The organism is Syntrophomonas sp. UBA1041, assembly GCF_002316705.1.
Classification (GTDB): domain Bacteria; phylum Bacillota; class Syntrophomonadia; order Syntrophomonadales; family Syntrophomonadaceae; genus DTU019.
Genome location: NZ_DCEA01000044.1, coordinates 1 through 13,222, shown reverse-complemented (window position 1 = coordinate 13,222; position 13,222 = coordinate 1). Strand labels below are relative to the sequence as shown.

The 13,222-nt window shown below is 41.3% G+C and carries 13 protein-coding genes; 6 read left to right on the top strand and 7 right to left on the bottom strand.

What is annotated here, in order from left to right; genetic code table 11:
• Positions 1-368: 368 nt before the first annotated feature.
• Genes radC through B2633_RS07030 form a run of 5 tightly spaced genes read right to left on the bottom strand, consistent with a single transcriptional unit; the run spans position 369 to position 7,711 of the window.
• Entirely contained in the window at positions 369-1,004 is a 636-nt protein-coding gene (gene radC / locus B2633_RS07050; RefSeq protein ID WP_276620921.1) for a RadC family protein, read from the bottom strand.
• An 11-nt stretch (positions 1,005-1,015) separates the two neighbouring features.
• Positions 1,016-4,102 (bottom strand): type I restriction endonuclease subunit R, encoded by a 3,087-nt coding sequence (locus B2633_RS07045; RefSeq protein WP_276620923.1) that lies wholly within the window; start codon positions 4,100-4,102, stop codon positions 1,016-1,018.
• Positions 4,089-5,396 carry a restriction endonuclease subunit S gene (locus B2633_RS07040; protein WP_276620926.1) on the bottom strand — a complete coding sequence of 436 codons (1,308 nt, stop codon included), beginning with the start codon at positions 5,394-5,396 and terminating at the stop codon, positions 4,089-4,091. Before B2633_RS07040 ends, B2633_RS07045 begins: the two co-directional genes overlap by 14 nt.
• On the bottom strand, positions 5,393-7,471 hold the full coding sequence (locus tag B2633_RS07035) for a type I restriction-modification system subunit M (protein WP_276620929.1): 2,079 nt from the start codon (positions 7,469-7,471) through the stop codon (positions 5,393-5,395). The genes B2633_RS07040 and B2633_RS07035 overlap by 4 nt, the downstream gene beginning before the upstream one ends.
• A gap of 36 nt (positions 7,472-7,507) precedes the next feature.
• On the bottom strand, positions 7,508-7,711 hold the full coding sequence (locus tag B2633_RS07030; protein ID WP_276620931.1) for a helix-turn-helix domain-containing protein: 204 nt from the start codon (positions 7,709-7,711) through the stop codon (positions 7,508-7,510).
• Between the two features lie 201 nt (positions 7,712-7,912).
• Here B2633_RS07030 and B2633_RS07025 point away from each other — a divergent pair, with 201 nt between their 5' ends.
• The 3 genes from B2633_RS07025 (at position 7,913) to B2633_RS07015 (ending at position 10,180) form a co-directional block, all read left to right on the top strand.
• Positions 7,913-8,314: a helix-turn-helix domain-containing protein gene (locus B2633_RS07025; RefSeq protein WP_276620933.1), complete on the top strand. Its 402-nt coding sequence runs from the start codon at positions 7,913-7,915 to the stop codon at positions 8,312-8,314.
• A gap of 16 nt (positions 8,315-8,330) precedes the next feature.
• A complete protein-coding gene (locus B2633_RS07020) occupies positions 8,331-9,053 on the top strand; it encodes an ImmA/IrrE family metallo-endopeptidase (protein ID WP_276620936.1) in 723 nt (240 codons plus the stop codon).
• 827 nt (positions 9,054-9,880) lie between these two features.
• Entirely contained in the window at positions 9,881-10,180 is a 300-nt protein-coding gene (locus B2633_RS07015) for a sigma factor-like helix-turn-helix DNA-binding protein (RefSeq protein WP_414716665.1), read from the top strand.
• A 222-nt stretch (positions 10,181-10,402) separates the two neighbouring features.
• On the opposite strand, the gene B2633_RS07010 is transcribed toward B2633_RS07015, so the two are convergent.
• Complete coding sequence (locus tag B2633_RS07010) at positions 10,403-10,585, bottom strand: recombinase family protein (protein WP_483169902.1); 183 nt, start codon at positions 10,583-10,585, stop codon at positions 10,403-10,405.
• A 50-nt stretch (positions 10,586-10,635) separates the two neighbouring features.
• On the bottom strand, positions 10,636-10,845 hold the full coding sequence (locus tag B2633_RS07005) for a hypothetical protein (protein WP_338064115.1): 210 nt from the start codon (positions 10,843-10,845) through the stop codon (positions 10,636-10,638).
• A gap of 835 nt (positions 10,846-11,680) precedes the next feature.
• Between B2633_RS07005 and B2633_RS07000 the strand changes: the two genes are divergently transcribed.
• From B2633_RS07000 to B2633_RS06990, 3 genes are all read left to right on the top strand, one after another.
• Complete coding sequence (locus B2633_RS07000) at positions 11,681-11,884, top strand: hypothetical protein (RefSeq protein WP_483169900.1); 204 nt, start codon at positions 11,681-11,683, stop codon at positions 11,882-11,884.
• Between the two features lie 2 nt (positions 11,885-11,886).
• On the top strand, positions 11,887-12,612 hold the full coding sequence (locus tag B2633_RS06995) for a hypothetical protein (protein ID WP_276620942.1): 726 nt from the start codon (positions 11,887-11,889) through the stop codon (positions 12,610-12,612).
• 75 nt (positions 12,613-12,687) lie between these two features.
• Entirely contained in the window at positions 12,688-13,092 is a 405-nt protein-coding gene (locus tag B2633_RS06990) for a protein-export chaperone SecB (protein ID WP_276620945.1), read from the top strand.
• The last annotated feature ends 130 nt before the right edge of the window (positions 13,093-13,222 follow it).

The window sequence follows — 13,222 nt, the reverse complement described above, 5'->3', positions numbered from 1 at the left end:
TCTATTGATAAAAAGAATTTTATTGGTGGGTGGTTTTTTGTTGGGGCGAAAAGCCGGTAATATAGGGGTTTTAGCGGACTTGCCTTTAATAATTCAGGTGGTAGCCCTGAGATGACCCAGGCGAAACAGCATATTGGTATACCACAATATGGTAATAGTACGCCGACAGATCGTTGAACATTTGACCGGATGCACCCACCTCAAGGCAAATCGTTTGACATTAGGGGGTATAATTACGCGGCACTCCAACAGATTTACTAGGGGAAGTACAAGTGAAAGATGAAATCCAAAACGTTATATTTGGAGATTATTTCATTCGCTATTTCTTCTATAATTTAGCAACTTATCAGATTCCACCTTTCAAATAATTATAATGCACTCACAAAATCGTCGCCCGCTATAATGATATGATCATCAAGTTTTATTCCTAGCAGTTCCCCAGCTTCTTGTATCCGTTTGGTAACTTCTCTGTCTTTACTGCTGATATCAAGCGCCCCGCTAGGATGATTATGAGCAATTATAATAGAAGCGGCTCTGTCTTCCATCGCTGGAGCAAACACTTCTCGCGGGTGGACCAACGAATTAGTGAGAGTTCCGACTGTGATTAGATGACGCTTAATAAGCCTTCTGGCCCCATCAAGAGTTATCATAGCAAAATGTTCCTGCTTTTTATCTTTGATGAAACTGAACTGCTCCGCTGCCTTTTCGTTGGAATCTATTATCGGACGTGTTTGCTTCATAAACTTCCTACGCCAGAATTCCAAGGCGGCAAAAACCATTGTGGCTTTGGCATCTCCGATACCTTTTATAGATTTAACATCATCGATTGTGAGCTTTTCCACGCCAATCTTTTGTATAGTAGCATTAAGATTTTTAGCAATCTTTGTGACATCGTTGTCCTTGCCGCCACTGCCAATTAATGCTTGGAGAAGCTCAACATCAGTCAACGATTCAGCGCCTTTTCTATTTAGTTTTTCACGTGGCAAATCTTGCTTCGCTTTCATTGTGAATATCCTCAATCTTGATTTAATGATTTAGCGCCATCCACCTTCTTATAGGAACTGACCGCTTCATTGGCTACCATCAATAAATCCGACTCATCGTCTTGATGATCTTTCCTCGCCCTTGCCGCGATTCCACCCTCGGTATATGTAGTGCTGAATACATAGTCAGCCACAAATTTAAAGAATTCAGGGTGGTCAGAAATTGCTTTATAGAATTCAATACCTGTTGCCGAATTACCCTGAATAGCCTGACGAGTAGCTTTATCAGATTCTATACGTGAGTTTTCTATATCGGAGTTTTCCATTGCGTCTTGATAGGCAACACTTTCCTTAACCACACCCGGTAAATCAAGTAGTTGCTTTTGTGCAGCTTTATCATTTGTCCATTTAATGCCTAATCCGCCGCATACCTTATTGAAATCTTCCAATATTTTACTAAGGTTCTCTAGATCTGGAACCGGTATACCTACATCAGTCGGGACTGGAATCGGAGCGATTGTTACGTTTTCATTAGCAATAGCTATGGACATAGTCTGCTGTGCTACTGAGCGATAGCTTTCTAAATCGACTGATTCAACTAGTCCTTTGGTAAAATCATCACCTTGAGGCGAAGGTAGTATCTCTTTAAGCAGATTAAGGAAAATGGATAGTTTTTCCCATTCCTGCGAACCATAAGGCAGTATCGCCGCTAAGAAATTATACGTTCTGACAAAATTCTTCACATTGCTTTTAAACTGAATCTGCTCTTCAACATCAAGCGCGAGATAGTTATCTTTACATGATTTTAGAATAGGCTCGATGACTTCCCTGTCCGTCCCGTTTAGATAAAGACCAACAAACTCGTTTACTTGCTCCTTAGTATAGACTTGTAGCTGTTCCATTGAATCAATAAGAATATTCAGCTTATTGGGGTCGGTTTCACCGGAAAGTATTGTTGTCCGATAATAGCGGTCAAAGGCTTTTTTAATCAAACCGGCGTCATTAACAAAATCCAGCACAAAAACACCGGTATCCTTTTTGCCAGGATAAGAACGGTTCAACCGGGAGAGCGTTTGCACCGCTTTAATATCAGCCAGATTCTTATCAACATACATAGCCTGAAGAAGCGGTTCGTCAAAACCGGTCTGGAATTTATCCGCAACGATAAGGAGACGGTATGGTTCCTTTTTGAAAGTCTTTTCAATGTCGTTGCTCGGAAAGCCATTATATCCAGCCTCAGTCCGGCCGTCATATTCACCTGAAAAGGCAAGTATTACCTTGACCTCGCTTTTTTCTCTTTCAAGGATTGCGGAAACAGCACGGTAGTATTCTACTGCGCGGGCTATGCCCTGCGCCACAATCATAGCGCGGGCTTTTCCGCCAAGTAGGTTCTTCACGCGCGATAGAAAATGTTCGACAATGACTTCGGATTTCTTTTCCACCGCGGTCTGGGTTGATTCAACATAGAAACGCAGGATAGCCTGCGCTTTCTTGCGATTGAACATAGGGTCGGTATCTGGGACTTTGCTCGCAAGGGAATAGTAACTTTCAACTGGTGTATAATTTCGAAGAACATCAACTATAAAGTCCTCCTCAATAGCCTGTTTCATTGTATATACATAATGCGGGCTGAATTCCCGCTCCCCATCATCGTTAAGCACCGGGTTACCCTGCTCATCAGTAACCGGCCAGCCGAAATTCTCCAGCGTTTTGTTTTTCGGTGTTGCGGTAAAAGCAAAATAACTGGCGTTCTTTGCCATTTTTTTGCCCTCGATTAGGGAATTAATTTTATCCTCAAGCAAATCATCATCAGCCGCGTCATTACCGGAAACGGCTATATTCATTGCCGCCGAGAGCCGCCCGCTCTGGCTGGAATGAGCTTCATCAATGATGATAGCGAAATTGTCACGATTATATTCAGTCCCAATGCTTCTAACGATGACATCAAACTTATGAACGATGGTTATAATTATCTTTTTGCCTTCGGCAAGCAGCGTCCGGAGTTTACTGGAATCGTTTGCCCATCCGACTGTGGATCGAACTTCGGCAAACTGTCTGATAGTATTTCGTATCTGCTTATCGAGGTTCAAACGGTCAGTAACAACAAGCACGGTATCATAAATATTTACTCCGTCTTTTTTCAGAGTGATAAGCTGATGCGCAAGCCAAGCAATAGAATTTGATTTTCCACTACCGGCGCTGTGTTGAATAAGATACTTCCCGCCTACGCCATCACGCTCCGCGTCAGATAGAAGTGATTTAACCACGAAAAGCTGATGATAACGTGGAAATATCTGTTTATAAGTCTTCACGCCTGTATCTGGGTCTTTTTCCTCAACAACCTGGGCATAGTTCTGGATAATATTCGAAAGCTCAGATTTGGTTAAAATGTCCTTCCACAGATAATCCGTGCGATAACCGACCGCTACATTAGGGTTGCCCGCCCCATCATCGCGGCCTTTGTTAAACGGCAAAAACCACGAGTTTTTGCCTTCCAGCTTGGTACACATCATTACCGTATCCTCATCTACAGCGAAATGCACCATGCACTTCTTAAACGCGAATAATGGAGCATTTTTGGGGTCTTTGGGGTCACGGTCGCTGCAATACTGCAATACAGCGTCTCTGGTGCTTTGCTTAGTGATATCATTCTTTAATTCAAACGTGATAATGGGCAGACCGTTCAAGAAAACCACCAAGTCCGGCGCAGTTGGCAGGGCATCACTGACATAGCGAAGCTGCCGCGTCACGCTAAAAATATTTTTATCGTACATTTCAGCGGCTGCTTCATTACCGTCGGCTGAAGTTGGATAGTAAAACTCCAGCTTGAGATGTTTATAGCGCATACCGCTCCGCAGTACCTTAATCACTCCATCGCTTCGGAGTTTTGCCGTGAGGGCGGAGAGAAATTTCGCCATTTCAAGGGGGGTATCTTCTATATGTAGCTCCTTCATAGCCCATTCTTGCGTGTCATTTAGGAAGCGGAACAGGCGAGTTTTGTCCACAGCGTGTTCGCGGTCATATTCGGCAGTAGAACCTTCCTCAAAGTTATTGACTTCGACAAGGTGCCTAGTAATAGTGGTTTCAAAACCTTTTTCGCTCATGTCAGTCGTCGGCATCTATATCACCTTCCTCTATCTCATCGCCTTCTTCATAAGTTGACATCAGTTCGTCTTCTTCCTCGTAATCAGGTACAACCGCTTCGCGCAAATCAATTTTTCCAGTAACCGCGTCGGAGATTATCCGTGTCCTGTATTCAAGCACCAGGTTTATCTCGTCAGTCAGCTTGGAAATAAGACGGTCAATTGCGGCACATTTATCATCAAGATATGCTGCGATTGCTTCTTGTTCATTTTTAGGTGGAATTGGGATTTTCATATAGCGAATATCTTGGAACCCAATTGATTGCCTAACACCCCCGCCTAGTCCATAAAAGAATTTCTTCAAATCATAATGGTGCAATATTGTTTGAATATATTCAGGGTTTTCAGTAGTGTTCAGGCAAACATATGCAGAGGTGATTATTCCGAGTTCATGAACTAAACCAGTACGAAGGCTCTTATGGTCATTTTGCAAATCTGTTAGCCGCAAAATAATATTACCTTCATTCACAATCTGGTATTTATCATAATCTCTAGGAACAAGGCCAAAGTTGATATCCTTTTTCCTGATTATATTACCATAACTCAATGAAAGAACATTTTTTTCGCCAAGCCCCCTGTTTTTGATAGATTGCTCATTAGCAATTTGCGAAAGGTATCGTACTTCCCAATGCTTTGGAATATTACCGAGCCACGTAACGCCGCTGTATTCCTTTTCAATGTTCGAGTTAAGTCCTTGGGTTACAGCTTTGCTGATAACAGCATTTTTGAGTTCTTTCAGGCACTCAATTTCACGGCGCTTAGCGCGGATGAACTTATTAATACGAGATGTCTGCCAGCCAAGCCAGCGCACGATTTGTTCCTGCTCATTGGCGGGAGGGGAGAAAAATATAACATCCCTCAGTTTCGAAATTGGTAAATCCCATTGTCCTACTCGGATTCCAATAGAAAGAGCTGCAAAACAGTCAGCATAATAACGACTACGAATTGCCCAATGAAAAAAGTCCTTGTTCTCAAAACGCAAGTTGAATACATAATATGCTGGACTGACAACACCATAATACGAAGATACAGCACATGAACCTTGCCATGCTTTCATTTTGTTTATGACAAATTGCCCCGGTTCAATGACTAGATAATCAGATAAATCTTTCGGGATAGCGTTATGATTTTCGGTTTTATCATAGTCACGTGGAATAACTCCATTATCTCGCACGACAGATAATAAGGGTAACTCTGGTCGATTTTTAACTGTTACACGAAACAATAATTGTCGTAATGTAATATGATTCCATCCATCTGGGGTATTCATAAATTAAGCCCTCCCAATACTTCATTTAACAAACCATCGGTTTCTCTTTCAAGAGCTTGTATCTCCGCAACGATATCAGTAACATCACGCAGATCAGCAGGTTTGTAGAAGTATTTAGTGAAACTGATTTCATAACCAATTTTAATACTATCCTGTTCATACCATGCATCGGGAGAATAGGGCTTGACTTCAGTCTCGAAAAACGCCTCCACGCCGCCCTCAAAGGTCAGTGGAACAATTTCGTTCTCGGTCATGTCTTTGTTAGGCTCGAAACCGCCCTCCGGCAATTCCACCGGTTCGGCGTTCTCGTCAACAACAGTAAATAAATCGCGGAGCAATTTTAGACGATTCTTCGTCATAGATGCTCTGGTCCTTGGATTAGCCTTCTTATATTCTTCCAAAGCATTTTCAACCTGCGACACAAACGACTTATACGATAGCATGGATTCTATCTTCAGCCCTGACAGCACTTCGTAAAGGATATCATCTTTTTCGCTTTTTTTTAGGGCAGCGAGATTATCCTCTGTAATGTTCACAGCTAATCGCAGCGGGCGCTGAATATTCACAGAATAGTATCCAAAATCTGCGTTATTCAATATAAGGCTGTATTCAGGGTCTGCTGATTCATACGCCAAGTAAATATCCATAATCTGATCCCTAAGTTCTGGTGTGATTTCGCAGTTTTTCTCACCGATATTTTTTCGGAGTAAAGACTTTAGTGATGATGCATTGATAAGCTGAACTTTTCCCTTACGTTCCGGCGACTTCTTGTTAGCAAGCACCCATAAATAGGTGCCTATCCCTGTGTTATAAAACATTTTCTCCGGTAAGGCGACAATCGCCTCAAGCAAGTCTTGCTCTATTATGTAGCGGCGGAGATTCGTAGACCCTTGCCCAGCTTTTCCGGTAAATAATGATGAGCCATTATGAACCTCAATAATGCGGCTGCCAAGTTTGGTATTTGTCTTCATCTTGCTCACGTTATTGGCCAGAAAAAGCATTTGCGGATCATCAATGTCCGGCACAAGAGATACATCTTCCCCATCAATATCAGCATTAAAGCGCGGGTCTGATATTTCTTCTTTTTTTATACCTCCCCAAGCATCAAGCTCTTTTCTCCATGAAGTTCCAAATGGCGGATTTGAGAGCATAAAATCAAAGGTCTGCCCTCTGAATTTATCATCAGATATAGTCGAGCCAAAGATTATATTGCTGGCTTGTTCGCCTTCTCCTTTGACCAGCATGTCCGACCGGGCAATAGCATAAGTCTCGTCCGCGTTCTCTTGCCCAAATAGATTGATACTTGCCCGCTTGCCGCCCGCATGGGCAATTTCCAGGATGCGTTCCTCAGCCACAGTCAGCATTCCACCTGTACCGCAGGCGCCGTCATATATAGTGTAAGAGTTGTTTTTAGCTTTAATTTTGCACTGAACCGGTATAAAAGCAAGATCGGCCATTAGCCGAACAATATCACGTGGGGTAAAATGGCGCCCGGCGTCGGTCACGTTCGTTTCCTCATTGAATCGCCGGATAACCTCTTCAAATACCATACCCATTGAGTGATTATCGAGTGCCGGTAAGCGAACGCTCCCATCATCATTTAGTACGGGACGGCTTGAAAGGTTTATGCGCCGGTCGACATATTTGCTAATAAGAACACCGAGCGTATCGGATTCTGACAGCCGGTTAATTTCCTGTCTGAAATGAAAACGATTGATGATATCCTGAATATTTTGCGTAAATCCATTCAGGTAGTTCTCAAAATTCTGTTTAAGCTGCAAACGGTTGGTAATAGCCGACAAACTTTTCAGGGTATGCGGTGACCAGTTGCAAAACGCCTCTTTAGAAACGTTGCAAAGCCAAGCGTCTTGATTTTGGACGTTCTCAGCGTCAAGACGCGCTTTTTCTTTTAACACAGCTTCTTTTGTTTCCTCCAGAACCGCGTCGAAGCGCCTAATGACCGTCATAGGCAGTATTATCTTGCGGTAATCACCTACATCGTATGTGTCTACCAGGCAATCATTGGCGATGCCCCAGATAAAGGCAACTATTTGATTGTATGTTTGCGTATCCATATTGTGGCTTCTCCTAACTATTATTATTTGGTCAGTTTAGTCCTCGGTAACCTCCACAATATCGCCAATGTCGCAATCAAGAACCTTGCATATCTTCACTAAAATCTCAGTATTGATATTCTCGTTCTTGCTCAATTTTGCCAAGGAGGTGGTACTTATCCCCGTAGCCTCACGGAGGTCTTTTTTCTTCATATCTTTGTCGATCAATAGCTTCCATAGTTTTTTATAGCTTACTGACATCCTCTGCACCCCTCTTTACAAACTTTAATAAGTATAACATTTAAGGTATAATATTACAATTTTTATTTCGCATATACGCATTTCATTTTGCCATACACAGAATATATCTAGTTGTTGGATGGCAGCTTGACAAACACATATGCTAAATATATAATGTTAGATGTAAGCGAACAAGCTAATTAATTACAAGAGGTGAGACCAATGGAAAACAGCTTCGGGAAATGCATCGAAGCTAAACGCAAAGAGAGAGGCATTAATCTGCGTAAGTTTGCCGAACTTATCGACAATATGTCGCCTGCATATCTCAGCGACATTGAAAAAGGTAACCGCTATCCGCCTGATAAGGACAAGATTGCTAAAATGGCTCAAGTGCTGGCTCTTACATCTCAGGAAACCGCTGCCCTTTATGACTTGGCTGCTTTTGACCGCGCTTCTGTTGAAAAGGAACGGGGTAGCGCAGTATCGCCTGACCTACCAGAGTATATTATGAGCAGTGAAAAACTACGTGTTGCTTTGCGTATGGCGCGTGATGCTGGGGCTAATGATGATGACTGGATTAAGGTAATAGAAATGCTCGAAGAAAAAGAAAGAAAATCTGAGTAACAGGGGGTACAGCGCAGTGTTTTATTATGACTATGATTTGCCACAACTTATCAAGATTGCGGAAGACAAACTACGCGGCTTTGATGAGGAGCGGCTCACAATTCCAAAACCCCTTGACGCTTTCGATTTCATCGAATTTGACAACGGGCTCGGTCTTGAGATCGATCCGCAGAGGTTAACCCCTAATCTATCAATCTGGGGCTTGACAGCGTTTAATGACGGCCATTGGTGGGTATGGCCAGAAGACTCGGAGATGCCCGTCAAGCACCCCGTTTGTAAAGGCACCATACTTATAGACGAAAGACTGCTATCACCCGGCGCAAGTGTGGGTTGGCGTAATTTTACCCTCTTGCACGAAGGTTTTCACTGGGTTCTGCATCCTAACGTTTTTAAGAAGCAAAAAGTAGTGTACCAACGTAGTTGCAACCGCAGTAGTGTATCGGTGCGCATTGGGAATAAAAAACCCAGGTTAATTGGCATTCAGATAACTGAATGGCAGGCGAACTGTACCGCCGCAGTTTTCCTGATGCCGAGTGAAGCTGTGAAATTTGCTTTTCGTGAGATATTAAAAATCCCATTATCCCAGTCCTTGCCAATCCAATGGACACCGCAGATTGATAGTAAAGTCTCTGTTATAGCTGATATGTTCAGTGCTTCTTATACAGCAATGAAGTACCGGCTTATTGACCTTAGCCTGGTTACTGGATTTCCCAATCATTCAGCTTCTAATTTGTTTTAAGAAGGAAGCAATAAGGATGAAAGGGTTATTTTTTTATACTTATTGTTAGAAATAAGCGTACACGCTAACGTATTAACGAAGGAATGATGCCTATGAAAATGATGAGGTGTCCAAACTGTGGTCGTCGAGTCTTTGATATATCCAAACTGCCAAAAGAGCAGGTAGATATTTCGCTCAAATGTCCTCAGTGCGGTAAGATCGTTTCGGTTCCTTGCAACGAGAAATCTGAGTTTAAGCCAAAAGAATCATTACTAAATCGCCGCGAAAGGAGGTGATAAAAGTGCCAAAAGGTAACAGCAAACAAACATCGGCAGAAGTGGCAAGCAAAGCTTCCGCCCTATTAAGGGATGGCAGAACGGGTGCTAAAACCAAATCGGTAGCCGGTAGCGCGTTAGCACAGACCAAACCGTCACCTAAGAAGAAGCAACTAATACATCATACCGAGCAAGGGAGCCGAGTGCGAGCTACCAAATAGCCGGATGAATTACGAGATGTAAATCCGTAATCATCCGGCTTTTTGTTTTTCGTAATTCATCGGCTCTTTACATATCTCCACTTGGCTCCTGATTCAGGAAAGGAGTCAAGAAATAAAAATAGAGTACAAATTTGTTACCGGCGAGAAGAGCGTTATTGAAATAGATGATAACAGCGAGATAGCTGCATTCATCATTGAAAATGAAGATGACCGTAAGAAAAATGACCGAAAGAACTCCCGCCCAGACCGTCACACACCACTTTCCACATTTACCTACGAGGACGCTCGCTATTTCAGTGATGGTACAGACTTACTTGTCGACCTTATAGCTTCCGAAACTGTGAGCCACGCCATGTCCCACCTGACCGAGCGGCAGCAATACCTTATCCGCCAAACCTGCCTGGAAGGTTGGAAGTACACAGAACTGGCCGCCCTTGAAGGCGTGGACGAATCCGCTATACGCCATGCCGTAAACCGGGCAAAAAACAAACTTAAAAAATATCTTTTCATATTTGCATATCCGGATGCCAAAGGCCATGCCTCTATGCCCTGCCCAAGATGTGGCAAATTCAGTATGGTTAATTATGAGATAATGGAAGTGATACCAATACCACCAAAGAGAAGAAAAAATCAAAGGTGTAACACAAAGTGAATATAAAACCGAGCAATAAAGAGCATGGCAGTCGCCATAGTTATAACCGCCGGATGGAGTTACAGGAAAAGTAATTTTATTCGGTGGTTTTTTATTTAAATAAAAACGCATTTCGATAGATGAATTCATAATTTCACTTTTATTGTGCGATTCCTCTTGTGCCATAGTAGCCATAAAGGATAGGAGCATTTCGCTGTTGCTATTAAGGGTATAAATTCCATTTCAAAAAAAAACGCCGACGGGCGGCTGCATAGCTGCCAACTGGCGTACATACCCAATGCAGTCCAGAATATTTCTCGCAAAACGGGCAACCGATTTTGTCACTATAAGGTCAATCTTTCCGCCCTGACAATCTTTTATCATACTAATAAAAGCATCCCGGTGCTGGAGTGACGTACCGGAGATGCCTTCATCTGCATAAGTATCTACCAGATTCCAGTTTGGATGGCGGCTGATTAGATCTTTATAGTGGTTTTTTGCAGCTCATACGAGGATGTTTGCCGCGGATCGTCGGTAGAAACTCGCGCATACACTGCCACACGCTTTTTATTTATGCTGTCATAAAAATCTTCCTGCGCTATAGCCGGAATGACGTCAAGTTCATCCAAGTCAACACCGTTATATCGTTTGCGAATACGTGCTTTCTGGCTCTCGTTTTCTTTCAATGCAAATCACTCCATGGATATAGTTACCTATCCAAATTATATAGATCACAAGGCGATGAGGAAATGAACCACAGGTCTACATGTTGCCCTGTGGTTCATTTTCAAGTAAAATTAATTCAGTTATTATTCAGAAACTGATTTTATTTATCGTGGATTATACTTTTTGTACCGGTAACCAGACAAACGATTCAGCAGAGTATCAAACGGATCTTATGCGGCTTGTGGAGGATTGTAGCAGTTCTGAAAAACAGATCATTTTTGACGTTGCCTCGGCAACTAAAAAGAGCCTTCGGGAAAACAAAGGGCTGCAGATCAGAGATAATCAATCGTGAGATCAGTGCCCATTTTCAAGAAAACTCACAGCAAATAGAATTTGCTTAGCTTAATCCACTTGGTTGGGGATTTTGGGCAGATAAGCACAATGTAGCATTAATGGCGCTGGATCATATTATAATAGAGCTAGAAGAGAAGGAAGAAGGCATTTTCATGGCTTTGAATATTGTTACGAGAAAAGTAGCGGCTTTGTTTTCTTATCTAGAGAAATTTCTGTTCTCCTTTGTAAGAATTTGCTTCATAAGATATAATCCTAATATATTGACATTTATTAAATCAGGTGATAACGATGTATCCATCATGCTTTCCCAAAGATTTTGAGACCGCAATTTTGCCTACCATAGATGATATAAGATCTATTGAGGTATATCGCGTAATAAAAAGCGGAACAATACATAGAAATGATTTCCTTAGCACATATGAGGAAGTAATACTTAATTTGATACCCAAACCAAAGAATTATGATGAAAGAGATCCGGGTACTTATTCAACTTCCTGTTATATGGATAGCAAGGAAATCGAATATTTTTTGAAATTAATAATGAAACATCATCCGCCAGCGGTTATAGCTCAAGGTAAAACTGAAGTAAAATGCGGCCCCTCGCAAATTACAAAGGAACGAAACCCAGCCAAGAAAGATACTCATGTTGATTGGTGGATTTTTGAAGCCGCGACACCAGAGTTGTACTTTAGAAAGGTAGTTTAATTATGAAGGTAAAAGCTTTTTTCCAAGACATACCCCAAATAGGGGATTTATATTTGGAGCATGTTTTGTTAAGTTTTGAAAATGAACCTATTTTATTTGTAAGTTCAAATGAAAAATCAAAAATATTCTTGTGTTTTTGTTCGGAAATAAGGGGCATACAACGGTGGGTCGTGTCAGAATCATCAATAGTTATCTTAAAAGACTTAATAAACAGGGAGATTGATATATATTCGGCATTAGGATATAGAACTGATGAATTCAAGTATATTATCGAGCTAAAAATTGATGGAAGTGAAGAATGCAAACCAATTCATTTCAATGATATTGACGAATTGGATTTACCGACACCACATGTATACTTGGAATATTTTGATAAAGATTTGGCATATGATTTTATTAAAAACTATGAGGCAATGATTGGGAACAAAATGGTCTTTGAGGACGATAAGTACAAAATGACTATTCAATCTAGTTACTCGAATAAAGTTCAAAGAACAGTAAATCGAATATTAGCAAGGTCCCTTGTTCAGTATTACTTTTTAGATGTTAAAGTGGTATCAAAAAATAGGCAACAACCTCAATATGCCAACAATAATATAATAGATGAAATTGTGAAGACCATGCTAGAAAATACGAGTGTTCAGTACCACTTATCAGATATTATTTTCAAATATCAAGATAATGAACAATCTCAATGTTCCTTGATTGATATATCCCCGGCTGCGTAAAGGAGTTGTCTAGCGTGAAAAATACTTTTTCATTACTATTTGTATCGCCGCTTTTGCGGCGAGATGGAGGTTTTTATGATAAAAAGTGATTTCCAATTTTCTAATCCTTACCTAACTAATTTAGTTTTTATAGTTAATGAGGAATTTGAACCAAACAATTCTGAAGAAGTTAATATTTCTAATGAGATTAATGTTAGCGTTCAAAGACCTCAAACAGGTAACGAAGCTATAGTCTCTTTATTGATAGAAATAAATAAGGACATTTCTAATAGACCCTTTTATTTAAAGATTGAAATAGAAGCTGTTTTTTCTTGGAATAACAGTATGGCTGAAGACATGATTGACACTATGCTATCTAAGAATGCACCTGCTTTGTTACTTGCTTATGCACGTCCTATTGTGGCTAATATTACTAACAGTTCACCATTTCCGACTTACAATTTGCCTTTCATGAACTTTCTTGCTTCGAGTGAAAGCTGAAATTACTCCAACGCTTAGATGAAAGTAATATGCACACCCCTATTGGGGGTACTGCCCCCCGAAAACTTGACATAATAAACGCACACCCTTCTGTCAATAATAACCGTGAGGTGGTGCGCCAGTTCGGCGT

What these genes read in the sequence shown, in the direction of transcription:
- B2633_RS07000 (WP_483169900.1), top strand. Translation starts at nt 11,681, where the DNA reads ATGGATAGCAAGGAAATCGAATATTTTTTGAAATTAATAATGAAACAT.
- B2633_RS06990 (WP_276620945.1), top strand. Translation starts at nt 12,688, where the DNA reads ATGATAAAAAGTGATTTCCAATTTTCTAATCCTTACCTAACTAATTTA.
- B2633_RS07015 (WP_414716665.1), top strand. Translation starts at nt 9,881, where the DNA reads ATGTCCCACCTGACCGAGCGGCAGCAATACCTTATCCGCCAAACCTGC.
- radC (WP_276620921.1), bottom strand. Translation starts at nt 1,004, where the DNA reads ATGAAAGCGAAGCAAGATTTGCCACGTGAAAAACTAAATAGAAAAGGC.
- B2633_RS06995 (WP_276620942.1), top strand. Translation starts at nt 11,887, where the DNA reads ATGAAGGTAAAAGCTTTTTTCCAAGACATACCCCAAATAGGGGATTTA.
- B2633_RS07040 (WP_276620926.1), bottom strand. Translation starts at nt 5,396, where the DNA reads ATGAATACCCCAGATGGATGGAATCATATTACATTACGACAATTATTG.
- B2633_RS07025 (WP_276620933.1), top strand. Translation starts at nt 7,913, where the DNA reads ATGGAAAACAGCTTCGGGAAATGCATCGAAGCTAAACGCAAAGAGAGA.
- B2633_RS07030 (WP_276620931.1), bottom strand. Translation starts at nt 7,711, where the DNA reads ATGTCAGTAAGCTATAAAAAACTATGGAAGCTATTGATCGACAAAGAT.
- B2633_RS07035 (WP_276620929.1), bottom strand. Translation starts at nt 7,471, where the DNA reads ATGGATACGCAAACATACAATCAAATAGTTGCCTTTATCTGGGGCATC.
- B2633_RS07045 (WP_276620923.1), bottom strand. Translation starts at nt 4,102, where the DNA reads ATGCCGACGACTGACATGAGCGAAAAAGGTTTTGAAACCACTATTACT.